This is a genomic window from Streptomyces sp. C10-9-1 (assembly GCF_024497955.1).
Classification (GTDB): domain Bacteria; phylum Actinomycetota; class Actinomycetes; order Streptomycetales; family Streptomycetaceae; genus Streptomyces; species Streptomyces sanyensis.
Genome location: NZ_JANHKP010000011.1, coordinates 14,212 through 36,853, shown reverse-complemented (window position 1 = coordinate 36,853; position 22,642 = coordinate 14,212). Strand labels below are relative to the sequence as shown.

At 75.6% G+C, this 22,642-nt stretch carries 20 protein-coding genes; 13 read left to right on the top strand and 7 right to left on the bottom strand.

What is annotated here, in order from left to right; all coding sequences use genetic code 11:
- Nucleotides 1–44 precede the first annotated feature (44 nt).
- The 8 genes from NPS70_RS17165 to NPS70_RS17130 all read left to right on the top strand — a co-directional run bounded on the left by NPS70_RS17165 (nt 45) and on the right by NPS70_RS17130 (nt 10,041).
- Nucleotides 45–1,019, top strand: coding sequence for an ABC transporter ATP-binding protein (locus tag NPS70_RS17165; RefSeq protein ID WP_256525155.1), 975 nt, complete (start codon nt 45–47; stop codon nt 1,017–1,019).
- The gene (locus tag NPS70_RS17160; protein ID WP_256525154.1) at nt 1,016–1,771 is read left to right on the top strand and encodes an ABC transporter permease; all 756 of its coding nucleotides are present in this window, start codon (nt 1,016–1,018) and stop codon (nt 1,769–1,771) included. Before NPS70_RS17165 ends, NPS70_RS17160 begins: the two co-directional genes overlap by 4 nt.
- Before the next feature lie 29 nt (nt 1,772–1,800).
- Nucleotides 1,801–3,723, top strand: a complete 1,923-nt coding sequence (locus tag NPS70_RS17155) for a TOMM precursor leader peptide-binding protein (protein WP_256525338.1) — start codon at nt 1,801–1,803, stop codon at nt 3,721–3,723.
- Between the two features lie 243 nt (nt 3,724–3,966).
- Nucleotides 3,967–5,331 (top strand): amidohydrolase, encoded by a 1,365-nt coding sequence (locus tag NPS70_RS17150; RefSeq protein ID WP_256525153.1) that lies wholly within the window; start codon nt 3,967–3,969, stop codon nt 5,329–5,331.
- Nucleotides 5,332–5,484: 153 nt separating this feature from the next.
- Nucleotides 5,485–7,092, top strand: a complete 1,608-nt coding sequence (locus tag NPS70_RS17145) for an amino acid adenylation domain-containing protein (protein ID WP_374212023.1) — start codon at nt 5,485–5,487, stop codon at nt 7,090–7,092.
- A 71-nt stretch (nt 7,093–7,163) separates the two neighbouring features.
- On the top strand, nt 7,164–8,393 hold the full coding sequence (locus NPS70_RS17140; RefSeq protein WP_374212022.1) for a hypothetical protein: 1,230 nt from the start codon (nt 7,164–7,166) through the stop codon (nt 8,391–8,393).
- Between the two features lie 273 nt (nt 8,394–8,666).
- Complete coding sequence (locus NPS70_RS17135) at nt 8,667–9,434, top strand: enoyl-CoA hydratase-related protein (RefSeq protein ID WP_256525151.1); 768 nt, start codon at nt 8,667–8,669, stop codon at nt 9,432–9,434.
- A 142-nt stretch (nt 9,435–9,576) separates the two neighbouring features.
- Nucleotides 9,577–10,041, top strand: coding sequence for a Rieske (2Fe-2S) protein (locus tag NPS70_RS17130; RefSeq protein ID WP_256525150.1), 465 nt, complete (start codon nt 9,577–9,579; stop codon nt 10,039–10,041).
- Between the two features lie 299 nt (nt 10,042–10,340).
- On the opposite strand, the gene NPS70_RS17125 is transcribed toward NPS70_RS17130, so the two are convergent.
- The gene (locus tag NPS70_RS17125) at nt 10,341–11,675 is read right to left on the bottom strand and encodes an aminotransferase class I/II-fold pyridoxal phosphate-dependent enzyme (protein ID WP_256525149.1); all 1,335 of its coding nucleotides are present in this window, start codon (nt 11,673–11,675) and stop codon (nt 10,341–10,343) included.
- A gap of 35 nt (nt 11,676–11,710) precedes the next feature.
- Between NPS70_RS17125 and NPS70_RS17120 the strand changes: the two genes are divergently transcribed.
- Nucleotides 11,711–12,403, top strand: a complete 693-nt coding sequence (locus NPS70_RS17120; RefSeq protein ID WP_256525148.1) for a pyridoxamine 5'-phosphate oxidase family protein — start codon at nt 11,711–11,713, stop codon at nt 12,401–12,403.
- A 223-nt stretch (nt 12,404–12,626) separates the two neighbouring features.
- Nucleotides 12,627–12,965 carry a hypothetical protein gene (locus tag NPS70_RS17115; protein WP_256525147.1) on the top strand — a complete coding sequence of 113 codons (339 nt, stop codon included), beginning with the start codon at nt 12,627–12,629 and terminating at the stop codon, nt 12,963–12,965.
- Between the two features lie 210 nt (nt 12,966–13,175).
- Here the strand turns inward: NPS70_RS17115 and NPS70_RS17105 are convergent, their stop codons facing one another.
- From NPS70_RS17105 to NPS70_RS17090, 4 genes are all read right to left on the bottom strand, one after another.
- Entirely contained in the window at nt 13,176–14,141 is a 966-nt protein-coding gene (locus NPS70_RS17105) for a DMT family transporter (protein WP_256525146.1), read from the bottom strand.
- 233 nt (nt 14,142–14,374) lie between these two features.
- Complete coding sequence (locus NPS70_RS17100) at nt 14,375–15,373, bottom strand: DMT family transporter (RefSeq protein ID WP_256525145.1); 999 nt, start codon at nt 15,371–15,373, stop codon at nt 14,375–14,377.
- Nucleotides 15,374–15,385: 12 nt separating this feature from the next.
- Nucleotides 15,386–15,961, bottom strand: a complete 576-nt coding sequence (locus NPS70_RS17095; RefSeq protein ID WP_256525144.1) for a Clp protease N-terminal domain-containing protein — start codon at nt 15,959–15,961, stop codon at nt 15,386–15,388.
- A 239-nt stretch (nt 15,962–16,200) separates the two neighbouring features.
- On the bottom strand, nt 16,201–16,803 hold the full coding sequence (locus NPS70_RS17090; protein ID WP_256525143.1) for a PadR family transcriptional regulator: 603 nt from the start codon (nt 16,801–16,803) through the stop codon (nt 16,201–16,203).
- A gap of 738 nt (nt 16,804–17,541) precedes the next feature.
- Here NPS70_RS17090 and NPS70_RS17085 point away from each other — a divergent pair.
- A complete protein-coding gene (locus NPS70_RS17085; protein WP_256525142.1) occupies nt 17,542–18,363 on the top strand; it encodes a PhzF family phenazine biosynthesis protein in 822 nt (273 codons plus the stop codon).
- Nucleotides 18,364–18,403: 40 nt separating this feature from the next.
- Here NPS70_RS17085 and NPS70_RS17080 read toward each other — a convergent pair whose 3' ends face one another.
- Together NPS70_RS17080 and NPS70_RS17075 are read right to left on the bottom strand one after the other, a co-directional pair.
- A complete protein-coding gene (locus NPS70_RS17080; protein ID WP_256525141.1) occupies nt 18,404–19,204 on the bottom strand; it encodes a CPBP family intramembrane glutamic endopeptidase in 801 nt (266 codons plus the stop codon).
- Between the two features lie 270 nt (nt 19,205–19,474).
- The gene (locus NPS70_RS17075; protein WP_256525140.1) at nt 19,475–20,989 is read right to left on the bottom strand and encodes a glutamate-cysteine ligase family protein; all 1,515 of its coding nucleotides are present in this window, start codon (nt 20,987–20,989) and stop codon (nt 19,475–19,477) included.
- 487 nt (nt 20,990–21,476) lie between these two features.
- Between NPS70_RS17075 and NPS70_RS17070 the strand changes: the two genes are divergently transcribed.
- Both NPS70_RS17070 and NPS70_RS17065 read left to right on the top strand, forming a co-directional pair.
- Nucleotides 21,477–22,064, top strand: a complete 588-nt coding sequence (locus tag NPS70_RS17070) for a hypothetical protein (protein ID WP_256525139.1) — start codon at nt 21,477–21,479, stop codon at nt 22,062–22,064.
- Between the two features lie 315 nt (nt 22,065–22,379).
- The gene (locus tag NPS70_RS17065; RefSeq protein WP_305885997.1) at nt 22,380–22,586 is read left to right on the top strand and encodes a DUF5999 family protein; all 207 of its coding nucleotides are present in this window, start codon (nt 22,380–22,382) and stop codon (nt 22,584–22,586) included.
- Nucleotides 22,587–22,642: the final 56 nt, after the last annotated feature.

The window sequence follows — 22,642 nt, the reverse complement described above, 5'->3', positions numbered from 1 at the left end:
ACCGGCCCCGGAACGAACCGCACACCGATGAATGAGGTACACCGATGAGCACCACCCACCCCAGCGCGGACGGCGAGTCCCCGCCGGACGTCGCCGTCGCCGTCGCCGACGTGACCAAGAGCTACGGCGGGCGCCGGGCCGTGGACGGGATCACGCTGGACATCCGGCGCGGCGAGTTCTTCGGGCTGCTCGGCCCCAACGGGGCGGGCAAGTCCACCCTGGTGGAGATCATGGAGGGACTGCGCCGGGCCGACTCCGGGTCGGTCGCGGTGTTCGGCGAGTCCCCCTGGCCCCGCAACACCGGGCTGCTGCCGCGCATGGGCGTGCAGACGCAGTCCTCCGCCTTCTTCGTGCGCCAGACCGTCCACGAGCACCTGCGCACCGTCGCGGCGCTGTTCGGCGCGGCCCCCTCGGCCGTCGACGCCACACTCGACTCCGTGGGCCTGGCGGAACGCCGGGACGTGCGCGTGGACGACCTGTCCGGGGGGCAGCGGCAGCGGCTCGCCATCGCCTCGGCACTGGTTCACGGCCCCGAGCTGATCTTCCTCGACGAGCCGACCGCGGCGCTCGACACCGAGGGCCGCCGCGACCTGTGGCAGGTCCTGCGGGGCCTGAAGGCCGCGGGCCGGACCATCGTCTACACCACCCACCACCTGGACGAGGCCGAGGCGCTCTGCGACCGCGTGGGCATCCTGGTCGCGGGCCGGCTCGTCGTCACCGACGCGCCGCAGCACCTGATCGGCACCTTCGGCGCCACCAGCCGGCTGCTGGTCCCGCTCGGCCGGATCGACGAGCGGCAGGCCGCGGACCTCCCCGGGGTCGACGCCGTCGCCGTGCGGGGCGGCCACCTCGTGCTGGAGACCCGGGCCACGGGCCGGGTGCTCGCCGCCCTCGACGCCCTGACCGGCCTGGACGGCGTGCAGACCCGCACGCCCAGCCTGGAGGACGTCTACCTCGAACTCACCGCCCGGCACGCCCCCCTCGCACCGGGCACGGACAACCAGGAGCAGCAGGCATGAGCGCCTACACCGCGCTGACCGCGGCGGGCTACCGCGCCCAGGTCCGGGACAGGACCACCCTCTTCTTCACCTTCGCCTTCCCGCTGGTCTTCCTCGTCGTCTTCGGGCTCGTCTTCCGCGGCCGCGACGTCGAGGAGAGCGGGTTCTCGTACCTGTCCTACACCGCCTCGGGGGTGCTGTCCTGGGGTGTCGCCAACGCCGCGGTCTTCGGCATCGGCTTCACCCTCATGCAGTGGCGGGCGGACGACATCCTGCGGATGATCCGGATGTCGCCCGCGCCGCTGTCCGCCGTCATCGGCTCCCGCTACGTCCTCGCGCTGGGCGTGGGGCTGGTGCAGTCGCTGCTGTTCGTCGGGGTGGCGATGCTCCCCGGCTTCGGCCTGGTGCCCGCGGGCCGCTGGCCCCTGCTGGTGCCGGTGCTCGCCCTCGGCGTCACCACCTTCATGCTGCTCGGGGTGGTCATCGGCAGCATCGCGGACACCCCGGAGTCGGTCGCCGGCATCGCCAACTTCCTGATGCTGCCCATGGCCTTCCTCTCCGGCTCCTTCTTCCCCCTGGACGCCATGCCCCAGTGGCTCCAGAACCTCTCGCTCGTCCTGCCGCTGCGCTACCTCAACGACGCGGTGTCGTCGGCGCTGGTCGGCCGGGGCGACCTGGGGGACATCGGCACCGGGTGCGCCGGGCTGCTCGTGTTCGCCCTGCTCTTCGCGGCCCTCGCGGCACGCGTCTTCCGCTGGACGAAGAGCTCGTGAGCGCCGCGCCCGCGCTGCCGCCGCAGCCCATGGAGGAGGCCCGCGCGGCTCTCCAGGCCGGCCTGGAGGCCCGCTTCGGTGCCGGGGCCGCCCCCCGCGTCGTACCGGTCGGCGCGGCCGGTGCGGACGCGGGGGGTGCCCCGGACCCCTGGGCCGCGGTCCGCCCCGCGGCCCGGGTCCACCTCACCGCCTCGGCCGTGCTGCTGGGCCCCTGGGGCGGCGACGGCGGCGCACCCGCCTGCGGCCGCTGCCTGGCGGTGCGCTGGCAGCGGCTGCGCAGCCGCAGCGAGCGCGACGCCCTGGAGACCGGCGGCCCCGACGGGCCCCGCCCGGCCGGTGCGTGGCCCCTCCTCACCGGCCACGTCCGCGACACGGTGCACGCGCTCTGCGAGGCGCTGCTGCACGGACCGGGCGCGGCACCCCCCGCCGAGCACCCGGCGGACCGGGCACTGCCGCAGGTGACGCGGCTGGACCTGGCCACCCTGCTGGTCCGGACGTATCCGCTGCTCGCCGACCCGCTCTGCCCGCACTGCGGCACACGGCCCGGGCACGGGGAGCCGGACGGCACCCGGCCGCTCGCCCTCGCACCGCGGCCGAAGCCCGATCCGGACGGCTACCGGCTGCGCCCGGCCTCCGCCTACCCGCTGCCGACCGAGGCCCTGGCCAATCCGGTCTGCGGCGCCCTGGGGGCGGGCACGTGGAACGACGTCACCTCCTCCACCACCGCCCCGGTGGCCGGGAGCGTGTTCGTGCGCGGCTACGCGGGACTGCACGACGTCACCTGGAGCGGGCAGGAGAACTCCTTCGCCGCCAGCCGCCGACTGGCCTTCCTGGAGGGCCTCGAACGGTACGCGGGGACGCGGCGGCGCGGCGGCGCCGCCCCGGTGGTCGCCTCCTACGACGCGCTCGGCGACGCGGCGGTCGACCCGGCGGAATGCGGCCTGTACGCGCCGGAGACCTACCGTGACGACCCCGCCGTCGAGCCCTTCGACCCCGCGCGGCCCATTCCCTGGGAGCGGGGCTGGTCGCTGCGGGACGGCCGGGAGGTGCTGGTCCCGTCGCGGCTGGTGTACTACAGCGCACCCGTCGCAGGGGACGCCTTCGTCTTCGAGTGCTCCAACGGCTGCGCCATCGGCGGCTGCCTGGAGGAGGCCGTCCTGGGCGGGCTGCTGGAGCTGGTCGAGCGGGACGCCTTCCTGAACGGGTGGTACGGGGCCGCCCGGCTCCCGCGCATCGACCTGGCGACGGTGGGCGGTCCGACGGCCTCCGCGATGGTGGAGCGGGCCGCGCTCCAGGGCTACGACGTGCTGGCCTTCGACAACCGGATCGACCTGGCGGTCCCGGCGGTGACGGTGGTGGGCGTGCGGCGGGACGGCGGCCCGGGCACCCTGTCCTTCGCTGCGGCCGCCTCGCTGGACCCGCGGTCCGCCGTGGAGGGGGCGCTCTCGGAGGTGCTGAGCTACATCCCGCACCTGGCCCGGCAGACGGCCGAGCGCCGTGGGGAGCTGGAGGCCATGGCCGACGACTTCCTGCTGGTGCGCCATCTGAAGGACCATCCCCAGCTCTACGGGCTGCCCCGGATGGCCCGGTACGCGCACGCCTATCTGGAGCCGTCCGAGGCGCGGTCCTTCGGGGAGCTCTACGAGGGGTGGGAGAGCGCCGGGCGCCCGCGCACCGGCGATCTGCGCGACGACGTCGCCGCGGTCGCGGACGAACTGGTCCGGGCGGGCCACGACGTGATCGTGGTCGACCAGACCTCGCCCGAGCAGGAGCGGATGGGCCTGCGCACGGTCTCGGCCGTGGTGCCGGGGCTGCTGCCGATCGACTTCGGCTGGAACCGGCAGCGGGCCCTGCTGATGCCCCGGCTGCGCACCGCGCTGCGCCGCGGCGGCCACCGCGAGGCGGACCTCGGCGAGGCGGAACTCCTGCGGGCACCGCACCCGTTCCCCTGACCGTTCCTCCTCGGGGAGCCGGAGTGAGTCCTGGACTCGCACCTGGTCACTGCGGCATCCCGAACGGTCGTGGGTGTCCTGGTCGCCCGCGTTCGCTCCGCGTCCGGTGGCACGCGTCGTGTGCGTGGTCCGGGAACGCGGGGGCGGGTTTCCTCACGCCCTCGGTCACCCCTCTTCCCGTACCCTCCCCGGGCCGTGCCTCCCCGTGCGGCACGGCCCGGGCCGTCCCTCCGGAGCCGCACGATGCCCCCCTCGCCGGACGAGGCCCCCCGCACACCGCCCCGCACCGCCGGGCCGCCGGAAGCCGCCGAGGGCACCGCGCCTCCGGGGGCGAGGAGCCTGCTCGCGCTGGCCGGGCCCGTGCTGCGGCCGGCGCTCGACCTGTACCTGGAGGTGCACGCCCGTCCGGAGCTCTCCGGCCGGGAGGCCGGCACGGCGGACCGCTTCGCGCGGCGGCTGGCGGACGCGGGCTGCGCGGTCACCCAAGGGGTGGGCGGCCACGGGGTGGTGGGCGTGCTGCACAACGGCGCGGGGCCGCGCGTCTGGCTGCGCGCGGAACTCGACGCGCTCCCGGTCCGGGAGCGGACGGGTCTTCCCTATGCCGCCCGCGGCGAGGCCATGCACGCCTGCGGGCACGACCTCCACCTGGCCGCGGCGGCCGGGGCCGCGGACCTGCTGGCGCGCCTGCGCAACCGGTGGCGGGGCACCCTGCTGGTGGTGGGCCAGCCCGCCGAGGAGACGCTCGCCGGTGCCGAGGCCATGCTGCGCGACGGGCTGTACGAGCGCTTCGGCAGGCCGGGCACGGTCCTCGCCCAGCACTCCGCGCCGCTCCCGTCCGGAACCGTGGCCCACGGCACGGGCGGCACCCCCATGGCGGCGGCCGCCGCGGTGCTGGACGTGGTGGTGCACGGGCGCGGCGGCCACGCCGCCACCCCGCACCTGACCGCGGACCCGGTGGTGGCGGCGGCCGCCGCGGTCACCCGGCTCCAGGGCCTCGTCTCGCGGGGGGCGCCGCCCTCGGAGCGGGTGACCCTGACCGTGGGGACGCTGCGGGCGGGCACGGCCGCGAACATCGTGCCCGAGAGCGCGGCGCTCGGCATCGGCGTCCGCGCGCCGAGCGCCGCCGCGCTGGAGCGCGCGCTGGCCGAGGTGCGCCGCGTCGTGCGGGCCGAGAGCGCCGCGGTGGGGGCGCCCCGGGAGCCCGAGATCACCGTGGCCTCCCGGGCCGCCGCGCTGCGGTGCGACCCGGCGACGACCGAGGAGGTGCGGCGGGTCCACGCCGAGCTGCTGGGGTCCGGCCGGGTGCTGGCCTGGCCCGGCTCGATGGCCGCGGAGGACTTCCCGCTGTTCGGGGACGCCGGGGAGGCGCTGCACGGGGAGCGGGGGGTACCCCTGGCGTACTGGATGCTGGGGGTGGTGGGCCCCGAGGAGTGGCGCCGGACGGCCCCCGGGGGGCCCGACGCCGGGTCGCCGCCGGTCACCAACCACTCGCCGTACTTCGCCCCCCACGTCGGCAGCGCGCTGCGGCCCGCGATCGCCGCGGCGGCGGCCGCGGCGCTCGACCGGTTCGCGCGCCTGGCGCAGCGGGACGCGGGTCCCGTGCCGTGAGCGGAGGGCGGGACCGGGCGCCCGGGGCGGGCACGGGGCGGAGGTCTTACGACTCTGTGACGCATGGAGTAGACCTCTGGAGCCTTGCCTCAGGCGGTAGTTGAGTTCCTGTCGGAATTCGTCCCCCCTTCGAGGAGGTCCGCAGACGTGCGTGTGAATCCGACGGCGGAACGACCGGCACCGGCCGCCCCACCCCCCTGGTCGGGCCCGGCGCTCGATGCCCTCCCGCCCGCGGAGCGGGCCCTGTTCCGGCGCTACGGCCAGGGCCCCCTCGTACCGGTGCCCCACTCCCTGGTGCACCGGGCGTTCGAGGAGCAGGCCGCTGCCCGGCCGCATGCCGTCGCGGCGGAGCATCTCGGCCGGAGCATCCGCTACGGCGAGCTGGACCGCCAGGCGGACCGGCTCGCCGCCCGTCTGGCCGCCTCGGGGGTGCGCCCCGGTGACCGGGTGGCCGTCCTCACCCGGCGGTCCCTGCCGATGCTGGTGGCACTGCTGGGGGTCCTGAAGGCGGGCGCGGCCTACGTACCGCAGGACGCGGCGCTCACGCCGCCCGCCCAGCTGGCCCATGTGCTGGAGGCGTCCGGGGCGACGGCGGTGCTCACCGTCGCCGCCTACGCGGACCGCGTCGCGGACCGGCCGGACCGGCCCGTCCTGTGCGTGGACAGGCTCATGACGGAGCCGCTCCCGGACCGCCCGGCGCGCTTCCGGCCGGTCCGCGGGCCGCAGGGATCCGACCTGTGCTACGTGCTGTTCACCTCCGGCACGACGGGCCGCCCCAACGGCGTGGCCGTGACCCACGCCAACGTCTGCAACCTGCTGCTCACCGCTCCCGGGAACCTCGGCATCGGCCCCGGGCAGCGGGTGGCCCAGCTGCTCAACATCGCCTTCGACATGGCCGCCTGGGAGATCCTGGGGGCGCTGTGCCACGGGGCGACACTGGTGATCCGCGGCCGGGACCTCGCCGAGGCCGCCCGGACCGCGGACGTGGTGATCGCCACCCCGAGCGTCCTGGCCGGCCTGGACCCGGAGCGCTGCCCGCGGATCCGGACCGTGGCCGTGGCCGGGGAGCCCTGCCCGCGACCGCTCGCGGACCGCTGGGCGTCGGTGTGCGCCTTCCACAACGGCTGCGGCCCGACCGAGACCACCATCGTCAACACCGTGCAGCGCTACGTCACCGGGTCGGCCCGCCTCACCATCGGACGCCCCACGCCGAACAACACGGTCTACGTGCTGGACGGGCGCCGGCGCCCGGTGCGGATCGGGGCGACGGGCGAGCTGTGGGCGGGGGGCGCCGGGGTGACGGCGGGCTACCTGGCCTCCCCGCGCCTGAGCGCCGAGCGCTACCGGCCCGATCCCTTCCTCGGTCCGGGGCACGTGATGTTCCGCACCCGCGACCTGGGCCGGTGGACCCCGGAGGGCGAGCTGGAGCACCTGGGGCGCACCGACGACCAGGTGAAGGTGCGCGGCTTCCGGGTGGAGCTGGACGCGGTCTCCGCCGCCCTGGAGACCACCCCCGGGTGCGTGCGGGCCGCCACGGTCAGGGTGGACGACCGGACGCTGGTCTCCTTCGTCACGCCCGAGGACGTCGCGCCCGGCGCGGCCCGGCGGTCGGTGGCGCAGGCGCTGCCCTACTACTGCGTGCCCGAGGCGGTGCACGCCCTGGCCGAGCTTCCGCAGACCGGTCGCGGGAAGATCGACAAGGCGGCGCTGCTGGAGCTCGCCGTGCGGCGGCAGCGGGCCGGGCTGGACGTGGCCTCGTGAGCACCGCCGTCCGCTCCGGCGCCGCGGTCGGCTCCGCCGGGCTGCCGCCGCCCACCGGCCCCCTGCGGCGGATGGGGAAGCATCCGCGGCTCATGCACTACAACCGGCTGATCGCACTCGTCCTGGCGGGCAACCTCGGACTGCTCTGGTACGGGCTGGCGGACGACGGCGCCGTCGGGGCGCGGAGCCTGTCGCACGCGGCGCTCGGCAACCTGGCGCTGGCGGTGGTGGTCCGTCAGCAGTACGTCGTCAACGCGCTGTTCCGGATCGCCACCTCCGCGCCCGTCCACTGGCCGCTGAGAGTCCGCTGGACGCTGGCGAAGGTCTACCACTTCGGCGGGCTGCACGTCGGCGGCGCCCTCGCCGGAACCCTCTGGTTCCTGGCCCTCGTCGCCGTCACCACCGCGCAGGGGGCGCCGGCGGCCGTGCTGGCCGCCGCGTACGCGCTGGCGGTGCTGTGCGTGGTGATCGTCGCGACCGCGCTCCCTCCCTTCCGGGCGCGCTTCCACGACCACTTCGAGCGCATCCACCGCTACGGCGGCTGGACGGCCCTCGCCCTGCTCTGGGCGCACACGGTCCTGGTCGCGCGGGCGCGGGGCGCGTTCCCCCCGGCCGAGCCCGCGTTCTGGCTGCTCGTCGTGGTCACCGCCAGCGTCGCGCTGCCGTGGCTGCGGCTGCGCAGGGTGCCCGTGGCGGTGGAGACACCGTCCCCGCACGTCGCCCTGGCCCGCTTCGACCACGGGGTGACGCCCTTCGCGGGCTCCTCCACCGCGATCAGCCGCAGCCCGCTCGGGCAGTGGCACTCCTTCGCCAACGTCCCCGAGCCCGGGCGCACCGGCTTCCGGCTGACCGTCTCCAGGGCGGGCGACTGGACGGGCCGGTTCATCGACGACCGGCCCGGGACGGTGTGGGTCAAGGGCATCACCACGGCCGGGGTGGCCAACGTGGAGACGCTGTTCCGCAAGGTCGTCTACGTGGCCACCGGCAGCGGCATCGGCCCCTGCCTGCCCCACCTGCTGGCCGGTGAGGTACCCGCGCGGCTGGTGTGGGCCACCCGCAGCCCCCGGGCCACCTACGGGGACGCGCTGGTGGACGAGATCCTCGGGGTGCAGCCCGAGGCGGTGGTGTGGGACACCGCCGAGCACGGCAAGCCGGACATGGTGGCGCTGGCCTGGTCCGTGTACCGGGAGTTCGGGGCCGAGGCCGTCATCTGCATCTCCAACAGGAAGCTGACCTGGCAGGTGGTCCACGGCCTGGAGAGCCGGGGCATCCCGGCCTACGGCGCCATCTGGGACTCCTGAGGTCCGTTCCGCACGCCGCGGTGGGCGCGGCGACGGCCACGGCACCTCGCCGCGCTGTCGCACCGTCCGCGTGCGCCCGGCGAACACCGTGCCTCCGACCGCCTCCTCGGCCGCGCGGCAGGACGGCCCCCGCCGTGCGGCGCACCGCGTCCGCGGCCGCACGCCGATCCACCGGGGACCGCGGGACAGGGCCCCGGGCCGCGCCGCGGCGTCCCGCACCCGCTCCGCACCACGACCGCACCACGACCGCACTCCTGCGCAGAAGGGACACCCGTGTACCTGAGGACCGAACGCGACGGCAGGGTCCTGACCGTCACGCTGCACCGCCCCGAGGCGCTCAACGCCCTCGGCACCCCGCTGCTGGACGAACTGCTCGCCCTGCTGGAGCCCCTGGACGACGATCCGGGGACCGGCTGCATCGTCGTCACCGGCTCCGAGAAGGTGTTCGCCGCCGGGGCGGACGTCCGGGAGATGGCGGAGAAGACCGCGCCGGAGATGCTCGCGGAGGACTACTTCGGCCGCTGGGAGCGGTTCGCCCGGCTGCGCACGCCCCGGATCGCCGCGGTCGCGGGCTATGCGCTGGGGGGCGGGTGCGAACTGGCCATGATGTGCGACACCGTGGTCGCCGCCGACACGGCCGTCTTCGGCCAGCCGGAGATACGCCTGGGCGTGATCCCGGGGATCGGCGGCACCCAGCGGCTGACCGGGCTGGTCGGCAAGGCCAAGGCCATGGACCTCGTCCTGACGGGCCGCACCATGGACGCGGCCGAGGCCGAGCGCTCCGGCCTGGTCGCCCGCGTGGTGCCCGCCGACCGGTTGCGGGAGGAGGCCGCCGGGATGGCCCGCACGATCGCCTCGTTCAGCACCCCCGCCGTGCGGGCCGCGCGCGAGGCGGTGGACCGGGCGCTGGAGTCCCCGTTGAGCGAGGGCGTGCGCTTCGAACGGCGGGTCTTCCACGCGCTGTTCGCCGGTCCGGACCAGAAGGAGGGGATGCGCGCCTTCCTGGAGAAGCGCCCGGCCGTCTTCGGCGACGGTCGCTGAGGGCCTCCGCCGTGCCGGCCTCCCGGCGGGGCCCGCACGGCGGGGCGGGAGAATTCCGCGACCGGTTGAACGCCCGCCGCCGCGGGCGCGTACTCCCGGGTGAACGGGCCGGCACGGGGCCGGCCGTGACGAGGGAGCAAGCATGACCGGATCGCAGGGGACCGCACGCACCGTGACGCGCCGCACCGTCGTGGCCGCGGTGGGCGGAGCCGGTCTCACCGTCGCCCTGGCCGCCTGCGGGACGGACGACCCCGCGCAGTCGGCCGAGGTCCCGCCCGCGGGCGGCGGGGCGGGCGCGGGAGGCGGCGAGCCCGGCGCGGGGGGCGGAACGGTGCTCGCCAAGACGGCGGACATCCCCGAGGGCGGCGGCATGGTCGTCGGCGACGTGGTGGTGACGCAGCCCGAGCCCGGCACGTTCAAGGCGTTCTCCTCGAAGTGCACCCACCAGGGGTGCGCGGTCAAGGGCGTCTCCGAGGGCGTCATCACCTGCCCGTGTCACAACAGCCTGTTCGACGCCAACGACGGCAGCGTCAAGGGCGGTCCCGCGACCGCGCCGCTGCCGCCCGCGTCGATCACGGTCGAGGGGGACACCATCAGGCTCGCGTGACGCGGGCCCGGATCCGCCCGCCGGGGTCAGCGGGCGGATCCGGGCACCGTGGTCACGCGAAGGGCCGGGCCATGCGGCGCGCAGGGTGGTGCGTGCATGCGCCCGGCCGACGGAACCGTCCGGGGTGCGCGGGTCGGCAGTACCCCGGACGGTCCGTCCTGCGCTGCGGGCGGCCGCCGCGCTCCGAGGTCCGCAGCCGGAACTGCGGGCCCGGGGCCGGGGGCCGCCCGCGGCGCCGTTTTCGGGCCGCCGCACGGGACCCCGGGGGGCGGGCGGCCCGCCCTGCCGGGCGGGAGCGGTCAGCCGTAGCGCGGCGCGCGGGAGGAGCCCCTCACCGCCTCGGCCACGGCACCGGCCAGTTCCTCGATCTCGGCGGGGGCCAGCCCGGAGACGGTGATCCGGACGGCGGGCGGGCTCGACAGCCGGAAGCGGGCCCCCGGTGCGACGGCCCAGCCCGCGTGCAGCAGCCGGGTCACCGCGCCCGTCTCGTCGGCGACCGGCACCCACACGTTCATGCCGCTGCGGCCCCGGGCCGGGACGCCGCGCCGCGCCAGGCCCTCCAGCAGGGCCTCCCTGCGCTCCCCGTACGCCCGGGCCACGGCCCGTACGTCCACGCTGCCCGCCTCCCACAGGCGGGCGACGGCCCGCTGGAGGATGCGGCTGACCCAGCCGGGGCCGAGGCCGAGGCGGCCCTGGACGCGGTCCACGGTGACGCCGTCGCCGGTGAGCACCGCCACCCGCAGGTCGGGGCCGTACGCCTTGGCCACCGACCGCACGAACGCCCAGTGCGCCGTGGCCCCGGCGAGCGGCCTGAGGGGCTCGTCGACGATCGCGTGACCGTGGTCGTCCTCCACGAGCAGGACGCCGGGGTGCCGCCCCAGGACCGCCCTGAGCGCGGTGGCGCGTTCCGCGGTGATCGCCGCGCCGGTGGGGTTCTGCGCGCGGCAGGTGACGATGAGCGCACGGGCCCCACCCGCGAGGACGCGCTCCACGTCGGCCGCGAGGGGTCCCTCGTCGTCGACGCCGACCGGTACGGCGCGGAAGCCCCGGGCGGTGACCAGTTCCAGCAGGCTGCCCCATCCCGGGTCCTCCACCGCGACGCCGTCGCCGGGCCTCAGGTGGGCGGCGAGCACCCGCTCGATCGCGTCCAGCGCGCCGGAGGTCGCGGCGAGCGGCCCCGCGGGGACCCCTTCGGCGTCGAGCGAGGCACGGGCCAGGCGCGCGAACTCCGGGTCCAGCGGCTCCTCCCCGTAGAGCACGGGGTGCCGGTCCAGGATGCGGGTGGCCTCGGCGAACGCCTCGTGCAGGGGCGGCAGCAGGGCCGTGTCGGGGTTGCCCTTGCCCACGTCGCGCACGCCCGGCGGTGCCTCCACCCGGACGGCGTTGCGCGGGGTGGTGGCCGGGCGCGGGCGGATGCGGCTGCCCCGACGGCCGTCCGTCTCGATCACCCCGCGCTCGCGCAGGGTCCGGTAGGCGGCCGCGACGGTATTGGGGTTGACGCCCAGCTCGACGGCCAACGCCCTCATGGGCGGGAGCAGTTGGCCCGGGTCGAGCGCGCCTGAGCCCACTGCCTGCTCGATGCTCGCGGCGATCTCCGATGCACGCCGCCCACTGATCCGATACTCTCCTAGCACAAACATGATTATGCACTAGTGCAATGGAGACCGCAATGCCGGAGACCACCGGGACCCTCCCGCCCGCCGAGACGTCCGCCTACCCGCGGACCGGACGCACCGTGCCGACCCGGTCCCGGGACCGCGCGTCCTACGACCGCGGGACCGTCCACGCGATACTCGACGAGGGCTACCTGTGCCACCTCGGGTTCGTCCGCGACGGTGCGCCCGTCGTCCTGCCCACGCTCTACACCCGGGTCGGCGAGGCACTGTACGTGCACGGGTCGACCGGCTCCAGGCCGCTGCGGATGGCCGGGGAGCCGGACCCGGGCCTGGCGGTGTGCCTGACGGTCACCCATGTCGACGGACTGGTCCTGGCCCGCTCCGCCTTCCACCACTCCGTCAACTACCGCTCCGTCGTGGTGCACGGCACCGCGTACCAGGTGACGGATCCGCAGGAGAAGCGCACCGCGCTGGACGCGCTGGTGGACCAGGTGGTGGCGGGCCGCTCGGCCGACTCCCGCCCCGCCGACGCCAGGGAGCTGGCGGCGACGGCCGTCCTGCGGCTGGACCTCGCCGAGGTGTCGGCCAAGTCCCGTGCGGGCGGCCCGAACGACGACGCCGAGGACCTGGCGCTCCCCCACTGGGCAGGAGTGCTGCCGGTGTCCCGCACCCACGGCGAGCCGGTGCCGGCAGCGGACCTGGACGCCGCGATCGCGCTGCCGCCCTACCTGGCCGCCCGCGCCTGAGGGGACCCGGCGCGGGCGGGGCCCTCGCCTCCCGCCCGCCCCGGCCGGGGGCCGCACCGGTCCTGATCCAGCCCTGCCGGAGCCGCGGGCCGCAGCGGCGGGCGCCGGTCCGAACGGGTGAAGCGGAACCTTCCCGCGAGCACGACGCGCTCACCACGGACCGCCCGTGGGGGAGGGTGAGGTGTCCCGCATCGCACTCCCCCTTGGAGTACATCCCCTGCACGTGCGCAGCACCCTGGCCGCCGGTCTCGGCGCGCTCGCTCTCCTTGTCGCCCTGCCCGCCTCGCCGGCCTCGGCCGCCACAGGGGACTTCGCGTACGCCTATGCCGGTCCCGGCGGCATCAACCTGAACGGGACCCTGGCGGACCCGGAGAGCGGGGTGTACGTCGACGTCCCCGAGACGGTCGGCAACGACGTCCCCGCCTTCGCCCCCCGGAACCGCACGGACGCCACCGCCACCGTGTTCCTCGAAGCCGGCTGCGAGGGGGACACGTACTTCGTCATGGCCCCGGGCCGGAATCTCGGCGAGCGGCTGCACTTCCGCTCCGTCGTCTTCGGCTGACGCCCTCCCACGTCGGTTCGCGGAGCCATCGGCGCGGGTGCGGACTCGTAGCCCGTGTCGGCGTGCGGCTTCACCGGCCGGCGGCGCCGGGGGCCGCGGGGGGACCGGACGGGCGGGACGCCGCGCGCGAGCGGCTGCCGACCCGGCCCCGCCCCGTGCCCGGACCAAGGACCCAGGCACGGGGCGGTCACCTGTCCGCCCGGACAGCTCCTAGGCGGGCGCCACCGTGCGGCGCCGCGCGGCCGCGCCCCTGGCCTCGGCGGCCGACAGACCCGCCACCGCGGAGAGCAGCAGGAGGGTTCCGGCCACGGTGGCGACCGACAGCCGCTCCCCCAGAAGGGCTACGGCGATCACGGCGGCACTGACGGGTTCGAGCAGCATGATCACGGAAACCGTGGCGGCCCGGACGCGGGCGGCGCCCGCGAAGTACAGCGCGTAGGCCAGCGCCGTCGGGACCGCGGCCACGTACACGAGCAGCAGTGCGACCCGGGCGGGTTCGGCCGTGTGCGGCAGCACGCCCTCGGACAGGGCGAGGGGAAGCAGCCCGGCGGCACCGATCGCGAAGGCCCACGCCGTGGTCGACAGGGAGTCGCCGCCGCCGCCCGTCCGGCCGAGGTGGCGGGTCAGCAGGGTGATGGCCGCGTAGCCCGCCGCCGAGAGCAGGGCGAGGGCGATCCCGGGCGGCCGCACCAGGGCGCGCTCGCCGCCCAGCACGAGCACCGCGAGCCCCGCCAGGGCCCCCGCGACGGCGAGCACCCCGCCGCGGCCCAGGCGCTCGCCCATCGCCAGGCGCGCCCCCAGGGCGATCAGCACGGGGCCCGCGCCGAGGGTGACCACGGTGGCCACGGCCAGCCCGGTCGCCTCCACCGCGGCGAAGTAGGCACTCTGGAAGAGCGTCAGGCCGATGCCGGTACCCAGGATCCGCACCAGCCGCCGCCGCCGCGGCTCGGACGTGCGGACGGGTCGCCTGCGGGCCCGCAGGGCCAGCACGGGCAGGAGCAGCAGGAGTCCCCCGACGCAGCGCCAGAAGGACAGGGCCAGGGGGCCGAGGTCGGCGGCGGCGAAGACGAGCGAGGCGGCGGCACCCGCGGTGCCCCAGGCGACGCCTGCGAAGACCAGGTAGACGAGACTCCGGCCGACGGGCACGCCGACGGGAGCGGTGGAGGGATGCGACACGTGTGGCTCCGAACGAGGAACGGGAGAGAGGGTCTGCCTGCGGGAGGTCGTGCGGGCAGCACCCGTCCGCCCGGGGTCGCCCCGGGCCCGGTCCTTGTCTGCTGACTGCCGCCCGCCTCAGGCGGCGGGAGGCGGAAGCACGGTCGAATGCATGTGCCCCACCCTAGCGGCTGCCGCGTGCCCTCCCGACCGCGTCCCGGGGTGCGCGGTGCCGCGCCGCGGCCTCGGGCCGGTCAGCTCCCCGCCGCCGCGGCCGGGGCGCCCCGACCGTCCGCGGCGTCTGAGGCCCCCTCCGGCCCGCCCGCCGCCACCGGCCCGGACGACGGGCGAGGGGCCTGGGACTGGGCGATGAAGGCGCCGAGCAGGACGACCGCGCCGCCGAGGACCTGCGGCAGCGAGAGGTGCTCGCCGAGCAGGATCCAGGCGAAGGCGGTGGCGACCACCGCCTCCAGGCAGGCGACCACCCCCGCCACCTGCGGGGAGAGCCGGCGCACGGCGAGGACACCGGTGGTGTAGGCGAGCACCGTGGCCACCAGGACCACCCAGCCCAGGAGAAGGGCGGCCGGCACCGGGCTGCCGTCCATGGACGCCCCGCCGGCCAGCACGGCCCAGTCCATGCCCCAGGGCCGGGCGACCAGGGTCAGCACGGCCGCGCCGACCAGCAGGCCGTAGGCGATGACACCCAGCGGGGCGGGCGGGTCCTCCGCGTCCCCGCCCTGGTCGGCGAGGACGAAGTAGCCGACCTGGCAGCAGGCCGCACCCAGGGCCAGCAGCATCCCGAGGAGGTCGAAGCGGAGCCCGGCCCAGGCCTCGACGACGCAGGCGAGGCCGACGACGGCCAGTGCCACACCGAAGGCGGCCGCGCGGGTCACGGGGCGGCGCTGGACGAAACGCACCCAGCCGAGCAGGAGGGCGGGGCCCAGGTACTCGATGAGCAGCGCCACGCCGACCGGGATGCGGGAGATGGCGGCGAAGTAGCAGGCCTGCACGCCCGCGACGGCCAGCAGGCCGAACCCCGCGAGCAGCGCGGGGCGCCGCCGGACGAGGTCGCGGTGGCGCCAGGCGACGGGCAGCATCACCAGCGCCGCCCCGGCCACCCGCAGCCACACCACATGGAGCGGGTCGAGCCCCGCCTCGATCAGCGGCTTGGCCGCGACTCCCGAACCGCCGAACGCGAAGGCCGAGGCGAGGGCGAGGCCCAGCCCGGCACTTCTTCCCGAGGACACGTGCATCGGGCCATGATGTCAGCGCCCGTCAGGACCGTCACCCCTGTGACACATGTCGAGACGGCTCGCGATCCGGTCCGTCAGGACGGCCGGGTCGACACCCGCCCGCCGCAGCACCTCCACGGCGCGGCAGGTGGGGTCCGCGGCCAGGGAGGCGAGCAGGTCGAGTCCCGTCGCCTCGTCGCCGCCCCGGCGGCGGGCGCGGGCGGACGCGGCGGCGACGGCGCCCGCCGCCGAGGGGGACAGCGCGGCCGAGGCGGAGGCGCGGGACCCGCTCCCGCACCGTGCGGCGTGGCCCGGCCTCGGGGGCACCCCCTCCACCGTGCGCTGCCAGCGCAGCCCGTACCCGATGCTGCGCTGCACGAGGTAGCCGAGTACCCGGGCCGCCCGCGCAGGGTCTCCGACGGCCGCGCGCGCCCGGTCGTCGCTCTCCAGCAGCGAGTGCAGGAGGTGGGCGGTGTCGGTGTGCCGGTCGCCGCCGCGCAGAGCCCTGCGGCGCGCGCCCGAGAGGACGGCGGCGGGCCCGGCGCCCGGGGCGGCGGGGCGGTCGGCAAAGGCGCGGCAGGGCCGTGTCGGCGGGGCGGAGCTGTACACCCTCCCACTTCACCAGGCATCCGGCACGAAAACCTCCCCGCAGGGGAGCATCCGCCCATCCGACGCAGGTCGGGCACGCGTCCCGGGCGCCTCATCCCTGCGGAGGAGATCGCCCCCCACGGCCCGCGCGCCGCCCTGCCCCGGATGCGGGCGTGGCCCCGGACCCGCCACCGCGGGTCCCGGGCCATGCCCCGCCCTGTGCGCCTGCCGCACGCCGTCGAGTCGTCAGTCGTCAGTCGTCAGTCGTCAGCGAGGATGAGGTAGAGCTTCTTGCGTGCCTCGTTGATCACGGCGACGGCCTTCTGCCGCTGTTCCGGGGAGCCGGTCTTCCAGACCTGCCCGAACGCCTCCATCAGTCCGAAGCCCGCCTGTCGGACCTCGTTGACGGTGTCCCAGTCGACACCGCGACCGGCCTCCTCCCAGGGGGCCTCGGGACCCGACTCGGCCTCGGCGCGCCCCGCGCCGGTCAGGGTGAACAGCTTCTTGCCGCCCTCGCTGGCACTCGTGATCAGTCCCTCGTCCTCCAGCAGCTGGAGGGTGGGGTAGACCGATCCGGGGCTGGGCTTCCACGCCCCGCCGCTGCGTTCGGCGATCTCCTGGATCATCTCGTAGCCGTGCATGGGCCGGTCCTTGAGCAGCGCCAGGATCGAGGCCCGCACATCGCCGCGGCGGGCCCTGCCGCGACCTCCGCCGCGCCCGCGTCCCCCGCCGAAGGGGCCGCCGAAGCCGGGGCCGAAGGGCCCGAAGGCCGCCCTGTGCCCCTCCCGCTCCCCACCGCCGCGATGACCGGGCCCGCAGTGTCCACGACCCCGCCCGTATCCGCCGTACTGTTCCGCGTCCATCGCGCACTCCTTCCATCGTTGATCTGTCGCGATGCTTCAACGATATATCGGAACCTGTCGGATGACAATGCTCCCGATCGGCGTCTGCCGACCTGTGACGGCGGTCGTTGACCGCTTGCCGGGGAGAGTCGGCCAAAGCCGGTTGGTGTCGGCGAAGGGTGACTGCCCCGCTGTCCGTGCCGGTGCAGGCTGACCGTCACGATCGTCGCCCTGCCGCGCGTCCGCCCGACGAGGGGGACGTCCGGTCGATCACGGCCGTCATCCCCGGGACTGCCCGGCCGGGTTGCAGGGACGTGGCGCAGAGCCGGGCGGTTCTGCCCGTTGGTCAGACGGGAACGCCGGCCCGGTCCAGGACGGCGGCCATCTCGTCTTCGGGAAGCGCCGGGTTGGCGCCCGCGCTGGAGGCCAGTTCGGGTACGTGGAGGGCCTCGCGAAGCCGGTGGAGCGGGAGGCGCGGGTCACCAGCCGCCGCCTGACGCGTCCAGACCGCGGGGTCATGGCTGAGCCGTTCGATCAGCGCGGGCGTGGCGGCCGGATCCCGAACGGCCAGTCGGCGGTCGAAGGCCCTCCCCCGCCGCCGTGCGCGGCGCCCGGCCCGGTCGCGGTCGTTCCCCCCGGTCCCCGACGCGGAGGCCCCGCCGGGGACCGCCGGGGTACGCCGCGGGGCGGGCCGCGAAGAGTCCAGTGGCTGCGGATTGGCCTTGTCCCGCCGGGGCCCGGGCGCTCTACGGTCGCGGCATGCGGATTCGAATCGTCGACGCCTTCGCCCACCGTCCCTTCACCGGGAACCCGGCCGGTGTCCTGGTCCTGGACTCCCCCGGCTTCCCCGGCGACACGTGGCTCCAGAACGTGGCCGCGGAGGTCAACCTCTCCGAGACGGCCTTCGCCCACCCCCTCCCCCCGGGGTCGGAGGCGGACTTCGCCCTGCGCTGGTTCACCCCCGCGGCGGAGGTGGACATGTGCGGGCACGCGACGCTGGCCACGGCGCACGTCCTGCACGGCGACGGCAGGACGGAGGGGACCGTGCGCTTCGCGGCCCGGTGCGGGATCCTGACCGCCACCGCCGGGGACGACGGAACCGTCACCCTGGACTTCCCCACCTCGCCGCTCACCCCCGTTGCCGCGCCCGACGGCCTTGCGGAGGCCCTCGGGGCCACGCCCCTGTCGGTGCACGACACGGGCGAGCACATCGGCGACCTGCTCGTGGAGCTGGCCGACGAGGCCACGGTGCGCGGTCTGCGCCCCGACACGGCCGCGCTGGCCGCCCTGTCGGACCGGGGAGTCGTCGCCACCGCTCCGGCCGCGGACCCGGCCCGGGGCCACGACTACGTCTCGCGCTGCTTCTTCCCCCGGCTCGGCATCGACGAGGACCCCGTCACGGGCAGCGCCCACACCGCCCTCGCCCCCTTCTGGTCCGCCCGGCTGGGGCGTCCGGTGCTGACGGGTCTCCAGGCGTCCGCGCGCTCCGGTCTGGTCCGCACCGAGCTGCACGGGGAGCGCACCCTGCTCTCGGGGCGGGCCGTCACCGTCATCGACGGGGAGCTGCTCACGGCCCCGTGAGCCGCGCCGGGGCCGGGCCCTGCCCGGCCCCGGCGCCGCCTCAGGGCGTCGGCAGCCAGTCGACCCGGCCGGCGAGCAGCCCGTATCCGACGAAGGCCACGATGTCCAGGAAGGCGTGGGCCGCGACCAGCGGCCCGACCCTGCCCCAGCGGCGGTACAGCAGCACGAACACCACGCCCATCACCATGTTCCCGACGAAGCCGCCGACGCCCTGGTAGAGGTGGTAGAGGCCCCGCAGCACGGCGCTCGCCGCGAGCGACGCCCTCGGCGACCACCCCAGCTGGTCCAGCCTGCGCAGCAGGTAGCCGACGACGATGACCTCCTCGACGACGGAGTTCTGCACGGCGGAGAGCACCAGCACCGGGTACTTCCACCACACGTCCGGCAGGGACTCGGGTACCACGGTGAGGTTGAATCCCGCCGCCCGCGCGAGGAGGTAGAAGGCCAGCCCGGCACTGCCGATCCCGGCCGCGACCAGTGCTCCGCGGCCGAGGTCGGACCAGGGGCGGCTCCGGTCGAAGCCGATCGCGCCCAGCCCCGCGCGTTCCCTGATGAGAAGATGCGCCACCAGCGCCACCGGCACCAGGGCGGTGGCGATGCCGAACAGCTGCCAGGCGAGGTCGAGCCAGGGCCGCCCGGGCGCGTAGGAGCCGTTGAGGGTGGCGGCCTGGTCCTTGAGCCCACCGGGCTTGGTGAGCGACCCGACGAAGCTGATCAGCGAGGAGACCGCGCTGGCCCCGAGCGACAGGGCCAGCACCAGCACGGTCTCGGACCGCAGCAGCCCGACCGACAGTCCTGCGGGAGGGCGGGAGTGGCTCCCGCCGACGGCCTCTGCCTGCACACGTGCCTCCAGGTTCGGTGGACGGCCACGCTCCCTCGCCCTGGGGGCGCGGGTGCGTGGCCGCGTGCGGCGGGCCCCGGCCCCGCACCCGCGCAAGGCCCGGGCCCCTCCCGGCGCACCGGTGAGGGGGCCCACCGCATGGGGGACCACAGCTTGCCCGATGCGGGTGCCGCCGTCCCAGCCGGGTCCTCCCCGAGCCTCCCCGCCGGCGCCGGGCGCCCGGCGCTCCGCACGGCGGGCGGAGCGCCCCCCGGCGGTGCCTGCGGGCGGTCAGGCCCCGCCCGGCCCCGGGAACCCGACGGGCCAGGTGTGCACCGGCTCGCCCTCCCGCATCAGCTCCATGTAGCGCCGCGTCGTCGCGGCGAGGGCCGCCTCGCGCCCCAGGCCCGCCCCGAGCGCCCGATGGTAGGTCCGCACCTGCCAGGAGGCGCCGTTGGCCCGCCGCCGGCAGCGCTCCTCGATCACGCCGAGGTAGCGGTCCCGGTCGGCCCGCTCGATGTTCCACGCGTCCAGCCCGGCCTCCGCCAGCGGCAGCAGCTCGTCGCGGACCAGGTCGACCACCGGTACGGTGACCAGCCCGCCGCCCCTGCCGGACCGGGGCCAGCGCACCTCGGCGTCGATGCCGTGGCGGCAGGCCGCCTCGAAGTTCTCGTGGGCCGTCTCGAAGGGCATGCGGCTCCACACCGGCCGGGCGTCCTCCGCCAGCGCCCGCACCAGGCCGTAGTAGAAGGCGGTGTTGGCGATGACGTCCGTGACCGTGGGCCCCGCGGGCAGGACGCGGTTCTCCACGCGCAGGTGCGGCACTCCGTCGACGACGCCGTACACGGGGCGGTTCCAGCGGTACACGGTGCCGTTGTGGAGCACGAGCTCCTGGAGCCTGGGCACACCGCCGTCGTCGAGGACGCGCAGGGGGTCCTCGTCGTCGCATATCGGCAGCAGCGCGGGGTAGTAGCGCAGGTTCTCCTCGAAGAGGTCGTAGGCGGAGGTCACCCAGCGCTCCCCGAACCAGGTCCGCGGGCGCACCCCCTGGGCCTGGAGTTCGGGCGGGCGGGTGTCGGTGGCCTGCTGGAACAGCGGCGGCCGGGACTCCCTCCACAGCTCCTTGCCGAAGAGGAAGGGCGAGTTGGCTCCGACCGCGACCTGCAGGGCGGCGACGGACTGCGCGGCGTTCCAGACGTCGGCGAAGCGGGAGGGGGTGACCTGGAGGTGCAGCTGCACCGAGGTGCAGGCCGCCTCGGGGGCGATGGAGGAGGAGGTGCAGTGCAGATCCTCGACGCCGGAGATGTCGAGGGTGAAGTCCTCCCCGCGGGCCGCGACGATCTGGTCGTTGAGCAGGGTGTAGCGGTCGACGGCGGAGAGGTTGGCGGTCACCAGGTCCTGCTGGGCGAGCGTGGGCAGAATCCCGATCATCACAATGCCGGCACCCGCCTCACCGGCCTTCCGGTCCGCATATCCGAGTCCCGTCCGCAACTCCTCGGCGAGCTGGTCGAGAACATGGCCCTCCAGCCGGTGCGGAACGATGTTCACTTCGAGATTGAACATTCCGAGCTCGGTCTGGAAATCCGGGCTGGCGATGCGGGAGAGGACTTCTCCGTTCATCATGCGCGGCATGCCGTCCCCGCCGGCGAGATTCAGCTCTATCTCCAGGCCCATGAGATTCCTCGGCCTGTCGAACCGCTTCTCGGCCAGGAGCCTCCCCAGTCCGGCGAGGCACTGCTGGAGCTTGCGCCGGTACCGCTGCCGATCGGACAGGTCGAACCCGCCTGCCACGACCTTCTCCCCCATCGGCGGTTCCTTCCTCGACTGGAAGCCACTCAGCCAGGGCGGCTCGTGACACGGACGATAATGCCCAGACTCTTTGATCCGTAACGCCCCCGGCACATGCACGCTCCCGATAGGCTGGAGTCAGCCCCTGTGGGGCACATACCGGCGGCACATACCAACGGATATGCCGGAGGGATATTCACCGGCACGCCGCGGCGAGAACCACCGATCGGATTCGGCCTACCGCACGGACGGTGAATCCGCTGGCCACGGTCCGTACCTCTCGCCCGAACAGCGGGACAGGCCCGGCGACGGGGTCCGGTATTCGCCTTGTGGGAAATATGGGCGACGACTAGCGGAAACATCGGGCGAACAAGTGTCGTATAAACTCCGCGAACGGGCCGACAGTCGGCGCCCGGTGGTCCTCCGGCCCCGCGCGGCCCCCTGCCGACAGCGTCGTCCGCACCTCCCCGCATCACCGTGTCTCCTGAGTGAGAGGCGACCCATCATGCCGCTGCTTTTCCCCCCGGCCCCCGCATCCGCCCTGCGCAGCGTTCTCGCAGCGCTCGGATCCCCCGCGGCGGTCCGCGAGGCTCCGACCCGGGCCCTGCGGTCCGTCCAGGGACCACTGAGCGCCGAGCTGCCGCTCCCGCTGCACGTCCTCGATCGGGTCGTGACCGCAGGCGGCCAGCCGGCGACCCGGCTCGCCGGCTGGCGCTTCCTGGTCCGCAGCGGTGATCGCGCCGTGGCGGCGGCCGACAGCGTGCCCAGCGCCGACGGCTGGGCGTTCTCCCACTTCTTCGAAGGGCCCTACCTGGCCTCCACCGAACTCGCCCTGCACCAGGCGGAGTCCACCGGTGCCCACGGCCAGGCCCGGCTGCTGTCGGTGCCCGAGCTCTACATGCTCACCCTGTGGCTGCACGCGGACACCGAGGCCGATCCGGCACGGGGCTCGCTCCAGCCGGGCGACCTCCTGGTCCCCCTGGCCCCGGCGCCCCCCGGGATCGCGGCGCACCGCCCGCACCCGGCGGCCGACCTGCTGCCGCTGATGACCCTGCGGCTGGCGCCGGCTCCACTGCTCGACCCGGCCGCCTGACGGCACCCGCGCCGCTCCGTACGCCCCGCGCCCCCACGGGCACGGGGCGTACCCGTGTCCGCCCCCGGACGCGCCCCGCCCGGAGTGACTAGCCCGCTGGGGCCATGCAGAACCCCCCGAAGTGACGGCCCGGGTGTCCTGAACCGCTCCGGCGGGTGATGCGTCATCCATCAGTAGGAAGAGCTGCCGTGAAATCCCTGCGGATCGCGCTCCGCAGCGGAAGACTGGCACCGGACCGACACGATACGGGGGGCGGCCATGAACAGCTCATCGAGCCGCAGGAATCACACCACATCGCAGGGAAAGAACCCGCCCATGTGCCAGCACCAGCCTGTCTGCCCGACGTCCGACTCCGCCGACCGGGAGGCGGCACGCCTGGTGGCGCACCATCCGGAGCAGGGCTGGAGCCTGCTGTGCAACGGCGTCCTGCTCTTCGAGGACACCGGTGAACTCCTCCCCGACGGCCGGGTCATCGCTCCCCGGCGCGCCCTGGGCGCCGGCCAGGTGGTGACGGCGGCCTGACCGCGGGCCCGTCGGGCGCTCCCCCGCGAGGGGGAACGGCGCAGGGGCCGTGCGAG